16 protein-coding genes and 1 other annotated feature are annotated in these 14,552 nt (G+C 45.3%); of the genes, 14 read left to right on the forward strand and 2 right to left on the reverse strand.

Annotated elements, in window-relative coordinates; translation table 11 throughout:
- Positions 1–91: 91 nt before the first annotated feature.
- Together lrgA and lrgB are read left to right on the forward strand one after the other, a co-directional pair.
- Complete coding sequence (lrgA, locus tag ACQVGS_RS06715; RefSeq protein ID WP_105990236.1) at positions 92–532, forward strand: antiholin-like murein hydrolase modulator LrgA; 441 nt, start codon at positions 92–94, stop codon at positions 530–532.
- A 21-nt stretch (positions 533–553) separates the two neighbouring features.
- Positions 554–1,249: an antiholin-like protein LrgB gene (gene lrgB, locus ACQVGS_RS06720; RefSeq protein WP_038954251.1), complete on the forward strand. Its 696-nt coding sequence runs from the start codon at positions 554–556 to the stop codon at positions 1,247–1,249.
- Between the two features lie 30 nt (positions 1,250–1,279).
- Here lrgB and ACQVGS_RS06725 read toward each other — a convergent pair whose 3' ends face one another.
- Positions 1,280–1,936 carry a hypothetical protein gene (locus tag ACQVGS_RS06725; RefSeq protein WP_316961084.1) on the reverse strand — a complete coding sequence of 219 codons (657 nt, stop codon included), beginning with the start codon at positions 1,934–1,936 and terminating at the stop codon, positions 1,280–1,282.
- Between the two features lie 738 nt (positions 1,937–2,674).
- Positions 2,675–2,805 (forward strand) — a sequence feature (ribosomal protein L20 leader region).
- Between the two features lie 57 nt (positions 2,806–2,862).
- On the opposite strand from ACQVGS_RS06725, the gene infC reads away from it, so the two are divergent.
- Genes infC through ACQVGS_RS06745 form a run of 4 tightly spaced genes read left to right on the forward strand, consistent with a single transcriptional unit; the run spans position 2,863 to position 4,311 of the window.
- Positions 2,863–3,384, forward strand: a complete 522-nt coding sequence (gene infC / locus ACQVGS_RS06730; RefSeq protein WP_071543361.1) for a translation initiation factor IF-3 — start codon at positions 2,863–2,865, stop codon at positions 3,382–3,384.
- A gap of 12 nt (positions 3,385–3,396) precedes the next feature.
- The gene (gene rpmI, locus ACQVGS_RS06735) at positions 3,397–3,597 is read left to right on the forward strand and encodes a 50S ribosomal protein L35 (RefSeq protein WP_003222418.1); all 201 of its coding nucleotides are present in this window, start codon (positions 3,397–3,399) and stop codon (positions 3,595–3,597) included.
- A gap of 31 nt (positions 3,598–3,628) precedes the next feature.
- Positions 3,629–3,988, forward strand: coding sequence for a 50S ribosomal protein L20 (rplT, locus tag ACQVGS_RS06740; RefSeq protein WP_003222420.1), 360 nt, complete (start codon positions 3,629–3,631; stop codon positions 3,986–3,988).
- A gap of 53 nt (positions 3,989–4,041) precedes the next feature.
- Positions 4,042–4,311, forward strand: coding sequence for a DUF1294 domain-containing protein (locus tag ACQVGS_RS06745; RefSeq protein ID WP_024122433.1), 270 nt, complete (start codon positions 4,042–4,044; stop codon positions 4,309–4,311).
- 16 nt (positions 4,312–4,327) lie between these two features.
- On the opposite strand, the gene ysdB is transcribed toward ACQVGS_RS06745, so the two are convergent.
- Positions 4,328–4,720 carry a sigma W pathway protein YsdB gene (gene ysdB, locus ACQVGS_RS06750; protein ID WP_024122432.1) on the reverse strand — a complete coding sequence of 131 codons (393 nt, stop codon included), beginning with the start codon at positions 4,718–4,720 and terminating at the stop codon, positions 4,328–4,330.
- A gap of 187 nt (positions 4,721–4,907) precedes the next feature.
- Here ysdB and ACQVGS_RS06755 point away from each other — a divergent pair, with 187 nt between their 5' ends.
- From ACQVGS_RS06755 to araN, 8 genes are all read left to right on the forward strand, one after another.
- On the forward strand, positions 4,908–5,993 hold the full coding sequence (locus tag ACQVGS_RS06755; RefSeq protein WP_024122431.1) for a M42 family metallopeptidase: 1,086 nt from the start codon (positions 4,908–4,910) through the stop codon (positions 5,991–5,993).
- A 197-nt stretch (positions 5,994–6,190) separates the two neighbouring features.
- Positions 6,191–7,162, forward strand: coding sequence for an arabinan endo-1,5-alpha-L-arabinosidase AbnA (gene abnA, locus ACQVGS_RS06760; protein ID WP_101860147.1), 972 nt, complete (start codon positions 6,191–6,193; stop codon positions 7,160–7,162).
- 182 nt (positions 7,163–7,344) lie between these two features.
- Positions 7,345–8,835, forward strand: a complete 1,491-nt coding sequence (gene araA, locus ACQVGS_RS06765) for an L-arabinose isomerase (protein WP_188323203.1) — start codon at positions 7,345–7,347, stop codon at positions 8,833–8,835.
- 15 nt (positions 8,836–8,850) lie between these two features.
- The gene (gene araB, locus ACQVGS_RS06770; RefSeq protein WP_491831251.1) at positions 8,851–10,536 is read left to right on the forward strand and encodes a ribulokinase; all 1,686 of its coding nucleotides are present in this window, start codon (positions 8,851–8,853) and stop codon (positions 10,534–10,536) included.
- Positions 10,537–10,548: 12 nt separating this feature from the next.
- Positions 10,549–11,238, forward strand: coding sequence for an L-ribulose-5-phosphate 4-epimerase (araD, locus tag ACQVGS_RS06775; protein ID WP_024122427.1), 690 nt, complete (start codon positions 10,549–10,551; stop codon positions 11,236–11,238).
- Complete coding sequence (gene araL, locus ACQVGS_RS06780; protein ID WP_101860150.1) at positions 11,216–12,034, forward strand: sugar-phosphatase AraL; 819 nt, start codon at positions 11,216–11,218, stop codon at positions 12,032–12,034. The genes araD and araL overlap by 23 nt, the downstream gene beginning before the upstream one ends.
- A complete protein-coding gene (egsA, locus tag ACQVGS_RS06785; RefSeq protein WP_263463209.1) occupies positions 12,031–13,215 on the forward strand; it encodes a sn-glycerol-1-phosphate dehydrogenase in 1,185 nt (394 codons plus the stop codon). Before araL ends, egsA begins: the two co-directional genes overlap by 4 nt.
- 30 nt (positions 13,216–13,245) lie before the next feature.
- Positions 13,246–14,547: an arabinooligosaccharides ABC transporter substrate-binding protein AraN gene (gene araN / locus ACQVGS_RS06790; protein WP_127696667.1), complete on the forward strand. Its 1,302-nt coding sequence runs from the start codon at positions 13,246–13,248 to the stop codon at positions 14,545–14,547.
- The last annotated feature ends 5 nt before the right edge of the window (positions 14,548–14,552 follow it).

Here is a 14,552-nt window from a genome sequence, read left to right on the forward strand (position 1 = left end):
CCTTAAATATTCGGCAAGTTATCATGTAAGCGCTTAATAGAGAGAAATTCTTATTTATAATGAGGGTACAAAAGAGAAAGAGGTGAAGAAAATGAGTGCTAAAAAAGTGTACGGATTTTTAACACAAGCATTTATTTTTGCCGTCATTATGATGGTTTCCAATATGATTGCCGCTTTTGTCCCAATTCCTATACCGGCGTCAGTTGTAGGTTTGGTCTTATTATTTCTCCTATTATGTTTGAAAGTGATTAAACTGGAACAAGTAGAAACGCTCGGAGCGTCTTTAACCTCATTGATTGGATTTTTATTTGTTCCATCAGGTATATCTGTTATGAATTCTCTTGGTGTGATGCAGCAATACGGCCTGCAAATCGTCCTTGTCATTCTTCTCGCAACGATTATTTTATTGGGGGCAACAGGATTGTTTTCTCAGCTTATTCTTACATTGAGCGGAAAACGCAAGACTGCCGATGACATAAAAGCAAAAACAGTGCAGCCGCCGCAGAAGAAAAACGAACTTGTTCATCATTAAAAGAAACAGGAGGTTCATGAAATGGAAAGCACAATGAGTCCTTATTTCGGAATTGTCGTATCACTGGCCGCTTTCGGCATCGGCACCTTTTTATTTAAAAAAACAAAAGGGTTCTTCCTTTTCACTCCATTGTTTGTTGCGATGGTGCTTGGAATTGCATTCTTGAAAATCGGCGGTTTCTCTTACGCTGACTATAATAACGGGGGAGAAATCATTAAGTTTTTCTTGGAACCCGCGACGATTGCCTTTGCCATTCCATTGTACAAACAAAGAGATAAACTGAAAAAATACTGGTGGCAAATTATGTCCTCCATTATCGTAGGCTCTATCTGCTCTGTCACGATTGTCTATTTGCTTGCAAAAGGGATTCACCTTGATGAGGCTGTTATGAAAAGTATGCTTCCGCAGGCGGCAACAACGGCGATTGCGCTTCCTTTATCAAAAGATATTGGCGGCATCAGCGATATCACAGCTTTTGCTGTTATCTTTAACGCCGTCATTGTGTATGCGCTCGGCGCTTTGTTCTTAAAAGTATTTAAAGTGAAGAATCCCATTTCGAAAGGGTTGGCTCTCGGAACGTCCGGACACGCACTCGGTGTAGCTGTCGGGATCGAGATGGGTGAAGTCGAAGCCGCGATGGCAAGTATCGCTGTTGTCGTTGTCGGGGTCGTAACGGTTCTGGTCATTCCTGTGTTCGTGCAGCTGATCGGAGGTTAAGCCAAGGCTGAACCCTTGGCTTTTTCTATTTTATGGTGCGTCTTCCGGATCGATATATCCCTGTTTAATGCCCCATTCCACTTGATCGTCATGCCACTTTTTTCGTTCTTCATAACCATAGCCGTCGTCATCAGGAAGCTCTGAAGCCGGCTGTTGAATGGCATCATCTGTCTGGCTCGGTGAAGATGGCGCATTTTGGCTGTTAGATGAGGATGCCTCATTCTGCTGACGCTGTGCCTGCGCTTGCCGTTTTTTTTCGGCGTTCGCTTCCTGCTGTTTTTGGAGTGCTGCCTGACGCTGCCTTTCAAGCTCAGCTTGCCTTTCTGCTTCCGCTAATCGCTGTCTCTCTGCTGCAGCCCGTGCCAATCGTTGCCGTTCCGCTTCTTCCTCCTGTTGTTTCTTTCGTTTCGCTCTCTGCTCTTTTTCACGTTTTTTCGCTGCAGCGATTTGCCTTTGTTTCTCTGCTTCTTCCTTCGCCTTCACCTTTCCTAATTCAGTTGCGAGCGGATTCACCATTTTCAATGAAACGGGTTTTAGGTTTTTCAGCTCTTTCTCCAGCTTGTTTTCATGAAACGCTGCGGCTGTGATAACAGTCTCTTCTTTTGGCTCTGAAGATATGCTGTTGCTATTGGAGCAGCCGGTTACTATCAATGTTAAAAATAGAGTAAGCTGTATCAGTTTGTTCATGTGTCAGACTCCCTTCTCGTTCTTATATCGGCTTTTTTAGTGTGAGGTTCACTTTGTTTTGCATTTTTTCCTATATGTGGTTTTTGGTAAACTGCGAAATAAGGAGAAGGATGGGGTAGTATATTGATCTTCATATAACAGAATCTGGTGCAGAGCATCCGCAACTCCTGATTTTTATTTATGGCGGGGGTGTCAGCGGCTGGATGCGGGAAGATCAAATCAGCCATTTTCAACATTTGTGGCGCCGTTTTGATCTTTTCCAGACTCAGACAAAAATGCTTTATCTTCATGCCAGCCGATTCGAAACATACTATAAAGTAAGCAGTCAAATGAGTGCAGGTACGCTTTATCAAATACTAATATGACATGTACGATACCCGATTCGCTCAGACAAACCAGTGCCAGCCTGCTGGTGCCAGTCGGGGAAAAAGAAAGAAAAGTGATGAAAGGAAAGCATCGGCAGCTAAAATCGCAAAGATGAATGAAAATTCGAGAACCGTTATGTTTCCAGGGATCGGCATGGAGCGCCGCTGGCTGGCTCAGCCGATGCTGTTTTAACAAAATCCTTCATGATTGGCTGGAGGGTTCAGAACCTTGCATTCTGGATAAGAATAAAAGATTTTCTTTTTCTCTCTTGCACTCATAAATAACCCATGTTACAATGAGAAAGTTGTTCCGGATAAGTCATCCTTGACTAAACATCCGGCATTGTGTAGAATAGTTATTGAATTGAATATAAATCACAAGCAGAAGCACCCGCTTCTCACCTGATTGACACATTCATGTAGTTGGCAGGTTGACCGTACATTTTTATTGATACAGATGTTCGTAGTGTGGGTGTTTTATAATGCCCGCACTTTTTGTTTGCCTGCAGAATGCAGTCAAAAGAGTTGTGAATCAATTCGAAGAAACTATGGAGGTGGCTCATTATTAGCAAAGATCAATTGGTTAATGAGGGTATCCGTGCACGTGAGGTCCGCTTAATCGGACAAAATGGCGACCAGCTTGGAATCAAGTCCCGTCAGGAAGCACTTGAAATAGCCGGCCGCGCAAATCTTGACCTTGTGTTAGTTGCAGCAAATGCAAAACCGCCTGTCTGCCGCATCATGGACTACGGAAAGTTCAGATTCGAGCAGCAGAAAAAGGACAAAGAAGCACGCAAAAATCAAAAAATCATTAACTTAAAAGAAGTTAGATTAAGCCCGACAATCGATGAGCACGACTTTAACACGAAGTTGCGCAATGCGATTAAATTTCTTGAAAAAGGCGATAAAGTGAAAGCTTCTATCCGCTTTAAAGGACGCGCAATCACTCATAAAGAAATCGGCCAGCGTGTACTAGACCGTTTTTCTGAAGCATGTGCTGAGGTTGCGACAGTCGAAACAAAACCAAAAATGGACGGCCGCAGCATGTTCTTAATGCTCGCGCCGAAAAACGAAAAGCAATAAGGAGGAAATCCCATGCCAAAAATGAAAACTCACCGCGGATCTGCTAAACGTTTTAAAAAGACAGGTTCTGGGAAGTTAAAACGTTCTCATGCATACACAAGTCACTTATTCGCCAACAAATCTCAAAAGCAAAAGCGTAAGCTTCGCAAGAGTGCTGTTGTAAGCGCAGGAGACTTCAAACGTATCAAACAAATGCTTGCTAACATCAAGTAATCGGACAAGGAACAATTAGGAGGGAAATTTAATGCCAAGAGTAAAAGGCGGAACTGTTACACGTAAGCGTCGTAAAAAGGTTCTTAAATTAGCAAAAGGTTATTTCGGTTCAAAACATACATTATACAAAGTAGCTAACCAGCAGGTCATGAAATCTGGAAACTATGCTTTCCGTGACCGTCGTCAGAAAAAACGTGATTTCCGTAAGCTTTGGATCACTCGTATCAACGCAGCTGCTCGCATGAACGGTCTTTCTTACAGCCGTTTAATGCACGGTCTTAAGCTTTCTGGTATCGAAGTAAACCGTAAAATGCTTGCTGATCTTGCTGTAAACGATCTTACTGCATTCAATCAGCTTGCTGATGCTGCTAAAGCTCAATTAAACAAATAATGATATAGAGCCGCTCTTAGAGAGCGGCTTTTTTATATAAAGGATGAGGCAACATGATAATTGCTGTATATCTAGTTCTGATCAATCTGTGCGGTTTTTGGGTGATGGGCGCAGATAAACGAAGAGCGCAGCGCCACAAATGGAGAATTTCTGAAAACCGGCTGTGGCTGATCGCCATCGTGTTTGGAGCGCTTGGTGTCTGGCTCGGCATGCAGACCTTCAGACATAAAACGAAGCACGCATCATTTCAATACGGTGTGCCGTTTCTCTTGGTGATTGAAGCGGTGTTGATCGGCATCTATTACAGTCCGTTTGATTTATAAAAAAGCAGAAAAGCGTTTACCGCTCTTCTGCTTTTTTTGCAAGTTTAATGGGCAGATCCCAGTCAATTTTACAATCCGGATATCGTTCCAGTACTTTTTCTTCAATATTCTCAAAATCTTTTGCGGAAAAGTTTTTTAGCTTCTCAGGAGACTCCGTCCATACAAAGATGGTGTGGATGAACAACGGATGATCCTTGGAAGGAATATGCTTTTCTCCTTCAAAAAGCACGCCTTTATACGTCAATTGAAAGTTCTTTCGGGTATTGTTCTGTTCATCGATAATATAAAAAAGTTCTTTTGATTGGGCCAGCTTCAGTCTTCTCTTTGGATTTGCGACATATTTGACCAAGGCATAAATACAGTAAGCAAATAGAGCAAGCAATAAAATCCGGAGAACCATGATAAACATTGTGTGAAGGCACCTCCCTCATTGTGATGATCTGATGTAATACGTAGAGCATAGAAAAAGGTTTCACTTTTTCTAAAAGAAGTTTGTTAAAAAAGATATACCCGCTTTTTAAGTGAAATAGTCGTATGGTTACCGTCAGGTTTTGTATAATAATAATGCAGGACAGATGAAGGAGGTTTTTGGAATCATGGCAAAATTGGATGAAACGTTAACCATGCTGAAGGAATTAACTGATGCAAAAGGCATTCCGGGAAATGAAAGAGAAGTAAGGCAAGTGATGAAATCATACATAGAACCATTTGCTGATGAAGTGACAACTGACCGGCTTGGCAGTTTAATTGCGAAAAAAACAGGTGCGGAAAACGGCCCGAAAATTATGATTGCCGGGCATTTGGACGAAGTCGGCTTTATGGTGACACAAATCACCGATAAAGGCTTTATCCGTTTTCAAACTGTCGGCGGCTGGTGGTCTCAAGTCATGCTGGCTCAGCGTGTCACCATCGTGACGAAAAAGGGAGAGGTCACAGGTGTTATCGGATCTAAGCCACCGCACATTTTATCTGCTGAAGCGAGAAAAAAACCGGTCGATATCAAAGAGATGTTCGTTGATATCGGAGCTTCAAGCCGTGAGGAAGCATTGGAATGGGGCGTACTCCCAGGTGATATGATCGTTCCGCATTTTGAATTCACGGTCATGAACAATGAAAAATTTCTTTTAGCAAAGGCGTGGGACAACCGTATCGGCTGTGCGATCGCCATTGATGTTTTGAGGAATTTAAAAGACACAGATCATCCAAACGTTGTGTATGGTGTTGGAACTGTACAGGAAGAGGTCGGCCTAAGAGGAGCGAAGACTTCTGCGCACACGATACAGCCTGATATTGCTTTCGGTGTGGATGTAGGAATAGCCGGAGATACACCAGGGATTTCTGAGAAGGAAGCGCAAAGCAAAATGGGAGAAGGGCCGCAGATTATTCTGTACGATGCATCTATGGTCTCCCACAAAGGGCTTCGTGACTTAGTTGTCAATACAGCAGAAGAAGCAGGCATTCCATATCAATTTGATGCGATCGCCGGCGGAGGAACTGATTCCGGGTCCATTCATTTGACGGCAAACGGTGTTCCGGCGCTGTCCATTACCATTGCAACACGATACATTCATACGCACGCTGCCATGCTGCATCGTGACGATTATGAAAACGCGGTAAAATTAATCACCGAAGTCATTAAGAAGTTAGACCGGCAAACGGTTGACGATATTACGTACCAATAAAGATACGGAAGAATCCGCCTCACAAGGCGGATTCTATTTTTTTGTCTGTACAAATTTTGGCGGAGTGACTACAATAAAGGAGATACCGAAAAATTCCTGAATCTGATCACGTACGAGAAGCAGCTCATTTGTAAGGAAAGGAGGATTCAATTTCACAATTTGTAAGCGCTTTCTAAAATAAGGGAGGTTTGAAAAAATTGAAAAAGAAAAAAGCATGGAAACGGTTCTTTCACTTTTCGAGTGCTGCTCTGACGGCGGGTTTGTTATTGACTTCCGCTTCTCCGGCATCCGCTGCATTTTGGGGAGCATCTAATGAACTGCTTCATGATCCAACGATGATCAAAGAGGGAAGCTCGTGGTACGCGTTTGGAACAGGCCTTACGGAAGAAAGGGGATTGCGGGTTCTCAAATCGTCGGATGCTAAAAATTGGACCGTGCAAAAATCGATTTTCAGCACACCTTTATCATGGTGGTCCACTTATGTGCCGAATTACGGCCAAAACCAGTGGGCACCGGACATTCAATATTATAACGGAAAGTACTGGCTGTATTATTCAGTTTCTTCTTTCGGAAAAAATGTCTCTGCCATAGGCCTTGCTTCTTCAACAAGCATCAGCTCGGGAAGCTGGAAAGACGAAGGCCTGGTGATCCGGTCGACGAGCTCCGATAATTATAACGCCATCGACCCGGAACTCACCTTTGACAAGGATGGCAATCCGTGGCTTGCGTTCGGCTCATTTTGGAGCGGAATCAAGTTGACCAAGCTGGATAAGAACACGATGAAGCCTACCGGATCGCTTTATTCCATTGCGTCGAGACCGAGTAATAGCGGAGCGCTGGAGGCTCCTACCCTCACGTATCAAAATGGTTACTACTATTTAATGGTTTCATTTGATAAATGCTGTGACGGGGTAAATAGTACGTACAAAATTGCTTATGGGAGATCTAAAAGCATAACAGGGCCTTATCTTGATAAAAGCGGAAAAAGCATGCTGGAAGGAGGGGGCACCATCTTAGATTCCGGCAATGATCAATGGAAAGGGCCTGGAGGTCAGGATATTGTAAATGGAAACATACTTGTGCGCCATGCCTATGACGCGAAAGATAACGGCATTCCCAAGCTACTAATCAATGATTTGAATTGGAGTTCGGGCTGGCCGTCCTATTAAACTGATAAGCCGGGTGAATACCTGGCTTTTTTTAAAAAGAAAAGATTGACAGTATCCTACTGAATTACTATAATGAAGTTGTTCGTACAAATTAATGATAATTCACTAGTTTTTGTTTATTAGTACGTATCTATCAATTTAGAATTGGAAGCGTTTTATTTTATAAGAAAGGGGCAGTTAACATGCTTCAGACAAGAGATTATGAATTCTGGTTTGTAACAGGAAGCCAGCATCTATACGGAGAAGAAACGCTGCAGCTGGTAGACCAGCATGCAAAAAGCATTTGTGAGGGGCTTAGCGGCATTTCTTCCAGATATAAAATTAAGCATAAACCTGTTGTAACTTCCTCGGAAACCATCAGACAGCTGTTAAGAGAAGCGGAGTACAGTGAGACATGCGCCGGTATTATTACATGGATGCACACATTTTCTCCTGCAAAAATGTGGATAGAAGGCCTTTCCTCTTATCAAAAACCGCTTATGCATCTGCATACTCAATATAATCGCGATATTCCATGGGGTACGATTGACATGGATTTTATGAACAGCAACCAATCCGCACATGGCGACCGCGAGTACGGGTACATCAATTCCCGTATGGGGCTGAGCCGTAAAGTTGTCGCGGGCTATTGGGATGATGAAGAGGTAAAGAAAGAAATTTCTCAGTGGATGAATACGGCGGCTGCGTTAAATGAAAGCAGACATATCAAGGTTGCCAGATTCGGAGATAACATGCGCCATGTTGCAGTAACGGACGGAGACAAGGTGGGAGCGCATATCCAGTTCGGCTGGCAGGTTGACGGCTATGGCATCGGGGATCTTGTCGAAGTGATGAATGGAATTTCTGACGATGAGGTCGAAACACTTTATGCAGAGTATGACAAGCTTTATGTCATCAGCGAGGAAACGAAACGAGACGAAGCAAAGATAGCGTCCATTAAAGAACAGGCGAAAATTGAACTTGGTCTAACCGCTTTTCTTGAACAAGGCGGATACACGGCTTTTACGACTTCATTTGAAGTGCTGCACGGAATGAAACAGCTGCCTGGGCTGGCCGTTCAGAGGCTGATGGAAAAAGGCTACGGGTTCGCCGGAGAAGGTGATTGGAAGACGGCTGCTCTCGTCCGGATGATGAAAATCATGGCTGAAGGTAAAAGAACGTCCTTCATGGAAGACTATACGTACCATTTTGAACCTGAAAATGAAATGATTCTTGGCTCACACATGCTTGAGGTGTGCCCGACAGTTGCTTTGGATCAGCCGAAAATTGAAGTACATCCGCTGTCTATCGGAGGCAAAGGTGACCCGGCGCGGTTTGTATTCAATGGCATCAGCGGATCAGCCATTCAAGCGAGTCTGGTTGATATCGGAGGGCGTTTCCGTCTCGTGCTCAATGAGGTAAACGGACAGGAAATCGAGAAAGATATGCCGAATCTGCCTGTCGCCCGCGTTCTCTGGAAGCCTGAGCCTTCATTAAAAACAGCGGCAGAGGCATGGATTTTAGCCGGCGGCGCACACCATACCTGCTTGTCTTACGAATTGACAGCGGAGCAATTGATGGATTGGGCGGAAATGGCGGGGGTTGAAAGTATCTTGATTTCTCACGATACATCGATTCACAAGCTGAAACATGAATTGAAATGGAACGAGGCGCTTTACAGGCTTCAAAAGTAGAGAGGAGGATGTCACTTGGCTTACACAATAGGTGTTGATTTCGGAACATTATCAGGAAGAGCGGTGCTCGTTCACGTCAAAACTGGAGAAGAGCTGGCGGCGGCTGTCAAAGAATATCCACACGCCGTCATTGATACCGTCCTTCCCAAAACGGGTCAAAAGCTGCCGCGGGACTGGGCGCTTCAGCATCCGGCAGATTATCTGGAAGTCTTGGAAACAACGATTCCATCATTACTTGAACAGACTGGTGTTGATCCAAAAGAGATCATCGGGATCGGAATTGATTTTACGGCATGTACGATCTTGCCTGTCGACAGTGAAGGACAGCCATTATGTATGCTGCCGGAATTTGAAGAGGAGCCGCACAGCTATGTGAAGCTTTGGAAGCATCATGCCGCCCAAAAGCATGCTGATCGGCTCAATCAAATCGCCGAAGAAGAAGGAGAAGCTTTTTTACAGCGCTACGGAGGAAAGATTTCATCAGAATGGATGATTCCGAAGGTGATGCAGATTGCCGAAGAAGCGCCGCACATTTATGAAGCAGCTGATCGGATGATCGAAGCAGCTGACTGGATCGTGTATCAGCTGTGCGGCTCGCTGAAGCGAAGCAACTGCACAGCTGGTTATAAAGCGATTTGGAGTGAAAAAGCGGGATATCCTTCAGAGAATTTCTTTGAAAAACTTCACCCTGCAATGAAAACGATTACAAAAGATAAGTTAGCGGGATCGATTCACTCAGTAGGGGAAAAAGCAGGCGGGCTGACGGAAAAAATGGCACAGCTGACCGGTCTCCTTCCGGGCACAGCAGTTGCTGTTGCGAATGTTGACGCTCATGTTTCTGTTCCGGCTGTCGGTATCACAGAACCAGGAAAAATGCTGATGATTATGGGAACCTCAACATGCCACGTACTCTTAGGAGACGAGGTAAACATTGTGCCCGGCATGTGCGGGGTTGTGGACAACGGCATCCTTCCGGGATTTGCGGGGTATGAAGCCGGACAGTCCTGTGTGGGCGATCATTTTGAATGGTTCGTGAAAACGTGTGTCCCGCAAGCCTATAAAGACGAAGCGGAGAAAAAAAATGTCAGCATTCACGAGCTGCTGAGCGAGAAGGCAAACATGCAAGCACCGGGGGAGAGCGGCCTCCTTGCCCTGGATTGGTGGAATGGAAACCGTTCAACCCTTGTTGATGCTGATCTAACGGGGATGCTGCTTGGCATGACGCTGCTGACGAAACCCGAAGAGCTTTACCGTGCGTTAGTTGAAGCAACAGCATACGGCACAAGGATGATTATTGAAACATTTAGAGAAAGCGGAGTGCCAATTGAAGAACTTTACGCAGCTGGCGGTATTGCTGAGAAAAACCCGTTTGTCATGCAGATTTATGCGGATGTCACAAACATGGATATTAAAATCTCAGGTTCACCGCAAGCCCCTGCCTTAGGATCTGCCATTTTCGGCGCGCTTGCGGCCGGTAAAGAAAACGGCGGCTATGATGATGTCACAGAGGCAGCGGCGTACATGGGGAAACTGAAAGATAATTCATATACGCCAAATGCTGAGCATGCCTCCGTATATGAAAAGCTATACGCTGAATATAAAGAGCTTGTTCAATATTTCGGAAAAGAGAATCATGTCATGAAGCGTCTGAAAACGATAAAAAATCTTCAATTTTCATCTGCCGCACAAAAGAATTCATAAAGGGTGATGAGCATGCTTGAAACGTTAAAAAAAGAGGTGCTGGCTGCCAACCTGAAGCTTCAAGAGCATCAGCTGGTGACCTTTACGTGGGGAAATGTGAGCGGTATTGACCGTGAAAAAGAGTTAATCGTCATTAAACCGAGCGGAGTCGAATACAGCGAGCTGACAGCCGATGACTTGGTTGTTTTGAATTTGGAAGGTGAGGTCGTAGAAGGCTCGCTCAAACCTTCTTCTGATACACCCACTCATGTTTATTTGTATAACGCGTTTCCAAATATCGGCGGGATTGTCCATACCCATTCTCAATGGGCGACAAGCTGGGCGCAAGCCGGAAGGGACATACCCCCTTTAGGCACGACACATGCCGATTATTTCGACAGTGCGATTCCGTGTACACGTGAAATGTACGATGAAGAAATCATTCATGACTACGAACTGAATACAGGCAAAGTGATCGCGGAGACCTTTCAGCATCATAAATACGAGCAGGTGCCGGGCGTGCTCGTTAATAACCACGGCCCGTTCTGCTGGGGCACAGATGCCTTAAACGCCATTCATAACGCGGTGGTGTTAGAAACGGTTGCGGAAATGGCGTATCACTCTATGATGCTGAACAAGAATGTCAACCCGATCAATACTGTTCTCCACGAAAAGCACTTTTATCGAAAACACGGAGCAAATGCGTATTATGGCCAGTCATAATCCCGCAGTATCACCGGCCGGTTTTCTGATTGACTTGGACGGTACCGTATTCAGAGGAAACGAACTGATCGATGGAGCAAGAGAAGCCATCAGTACACTTCGAAATATGGGAAAGAAAATCGTCTTTTTGAGCAACCGGGGAAATATCTCCCGTGCCATGTGCAGAAAAAAACTGCTTGGTGCCGGAATAGATGCAGATGTAAACGAAATTGTCCTGTCATCAAGTGTGACAGCAGCCTTTTTAAAAAGGAACTATCGTTTTTCAAAGGTATGGGTGCTTGGAGAACAGGGCTTGATTGACGAACTGAGGCTGGCAGGCGTCCAGACAGCAGATGAACCGAAGGAGGCGGATTGGCTTGTCATCTCGCTTCATGAAACACTCACCTACGAAGACTTGAATCAAGCCTTTAAAGCGGCCGCCGCAGGCGCTCGTATAATTGCCACGAACAAAGACCGCTATTTTCCTAATGAGGACGGGAATGCCATCGACGTCGCTGGAATGATTGGGGCGATAGAAGCTTCTGCTCAGGCGAAGACGGAGCTTGTCGTCGGAAAGCCGTCGTGGCTGATGGCGGAGGCTGCCTGTACTGCGCTGGGGCTTTCTGCACATGAATGTATGATTATAGGGGACAGCATTGAATCTGATATCGCAACGGGAAAGCTGTATGGCATGAAGAGCGCTTTAGTGCTGACTGGTTCAGCGAAACCGGGTGAACAGCGTTTGTATACGCCGGATTATGTACTGGAGTCGATTAAGGATGTAACCAAACTGGCTGAGGAGGGGATTCTGCTATGAATCATATCGCAGCTGACGTTCAGCGTGCTTTTGAACACGCGGGGGAGATGACATTTCCTGTAGAAGTAGAAGAAATTATTCTAGAAAAACAAGCAGCCGATCGGTTGTTGGATTATGTAAAAAGAAAGAATGATCAGCGTATCGTCCTTGTCTGTGATCGGAATACGCACCGTATAGCGGGGATCGAGTTAGAAGATCGCTTGATAAAGGAAGGGCTTCAGGCGGAGTGTCTGATCATTCCGGAAAATGAAGCGGGAGATGTGGCGGCAGATGAACGGTCACTCATTCATGTGCTGGTCCATACGAAAAAATCAACAGATATCATGATCGCAGTCGGTTCGGGGACTATCCATGATATTGTGCGTTTTGCCGCCTTCCAGAGGGGGCTGCCGTTTATTTCTTATCCGACCGCCCCATCCGTTGACGGATTTACATCAGCCGGTGCGCCCATTATTTTATACGGTACGAAAACCACCATCCAAACGAAGGCCCCGTCCGCGCTGTTCGCTGATCTTGACATCTTAAAATCGGCGCCGCAGCCTATGGTGGCGGCTGGATTTGGGGATATGCTAGGCAAAATGACGTCTCTGGCTGATTGGAACATTTCTCATCATCTCGCTGGTGAGCCATATTCATCAACAGGCGCAAAGCTCGTACAAGAAGCACTTGATGCCTGTATCGAACATGCTGAAGACATTGCGATGAAAACGGAAACGGGCATCCGGGTCCTGATGGAGTCCTTGATTGTATCAGGACTTGTCATGCTGGCTTTGGATCATTCCCGTCCTGCTTCAGGAGGGGAGCATCATATTTCCCATTGGATTGAGATGGAATTAATGGAGAAAAAACGGCCTCAGATTCTCCATGGGGCAAAAGTGGGCTGTGCGGCCGTTTTATTGACTGACACGTACAGAAAGCTGATCCAAGCCGAAGGGCTGAACGAATTTTCTCCGCGTCAGCGGGAAGTCATTCAATCGGCTTATGAAACGCTGCCGGAAGGAAAAAAGCTGGCCGGCTGGCTGAAATCTGCCGGAGGCCCCGCGTATTTTGACGAAATCGGTGTCGGGCAGGATTCCGTCAAAAATGCCTTCAGACACGCACACACCTTAAGAGACCGCTGCACCGGATTAAGACTCATCAATGAAAACAAAACGCTTGTCAATCATGGTCTTTATGAATAGCCCGCACCTCGAATGGAAGGGGTAACATAGATGAAAAAGATGACTGTCTGTTTTCTTGCGCTCATGATGGTTTTGACATTATTTATCGCTGGGTGTTCAGCGGAACGGTCATCCGGTAAACCGGGTGAAACGGAGCTGACTTTTTGGACATTTAACGGACTTCATGAGCAGTTTTATGTGGAAATGGTGAAAGAGTGGAACAAGAAATATCCTGACCGTCAAATTAAACTGAATACGGTCGTCTATCCGTATGGCCAAATGCACGATAATCTGTCGATTTCCTTAATCGCCGGGGAAGGCGTGCCTGACATTGCAGATGTAGAATTGGCCCGGTTTTCAAACTTTCTGAAGGGCACCGATGTACCGCTTGCCGATTTGTCCCCGCTTATTGAAAAAGACCGGGATAAATTCGTAGAGGCGCGTCTTACGCTGTACAGCAAAAACGGCAAGCTATACGGACTGGATACTCATGTAGGAACGACAGTTATGTTCTATAACATGGATATTATGAAAAAAGCCGGCATCAACCCGGATGATATGAAAACATGGGATGATTACCGCAAAGCCGGACAGAAAGTGCGCAAAGCGACCGGAAAGCCAATGGGAACAGTGGAAACAAATGATTCAGCAACATTTTTATCTATGATTTCACAGCAAAACTCAGGGTATTTTGATAAAAACGGAAAGCTGATCCTGAATAATGACACCAACGTAAAAACGCTTCAGTATTTAAAAGACCTGATTAATGATAAAACAATGATCGCTGCACCAGGCGGCGGGCATCACAGTGAAGAATATTACGGTTTTATGAACCAAGGCGGAGCGGCTTCTGTTCTGATGCCGATTTGGTATATGGGAAGATTCATAGATTATATGCCTGATCTGAAAGGGAAGATTGCCATTCGGCCGCTTCCGGCATGGAAAGAAGGAGGCGACCGTTCAGCAGGTTTGGGCGGCACAGCCACCGTTGTGCCAAAGCAGGCCAAACATGTCGAATTAGCGAAAGAGTTTCTCGCCTTTGCGAAGGGTTCTGAAGAAGGAAACAAAAAGCTTTGGAGTGTGCTCGGGTTCGATCCGCTTCGCTGGGATGTCTGGAGCTCCAAGGAATTGAAAGAGAAAAACCAATACACGGATTACTTCCAAAACGGAACAGGCATTTTTTCTGTGCTGCTCGATATCAAGGATGAAATCAATCCGATTTATTTACATGAGGATTTTGCCAAGGCTTCAGACCTTGTCAACAGAAGCGTATTATTCGACGCGCTCAAATCTCAGCAAAAGACGCCAAAACAAGCCTTGGACAGAGCGGCAGGTGAACTGAAACAGAAATAGAATCC

The organism is Bacillus sp. SD127, from assembly GCF_058566445.1.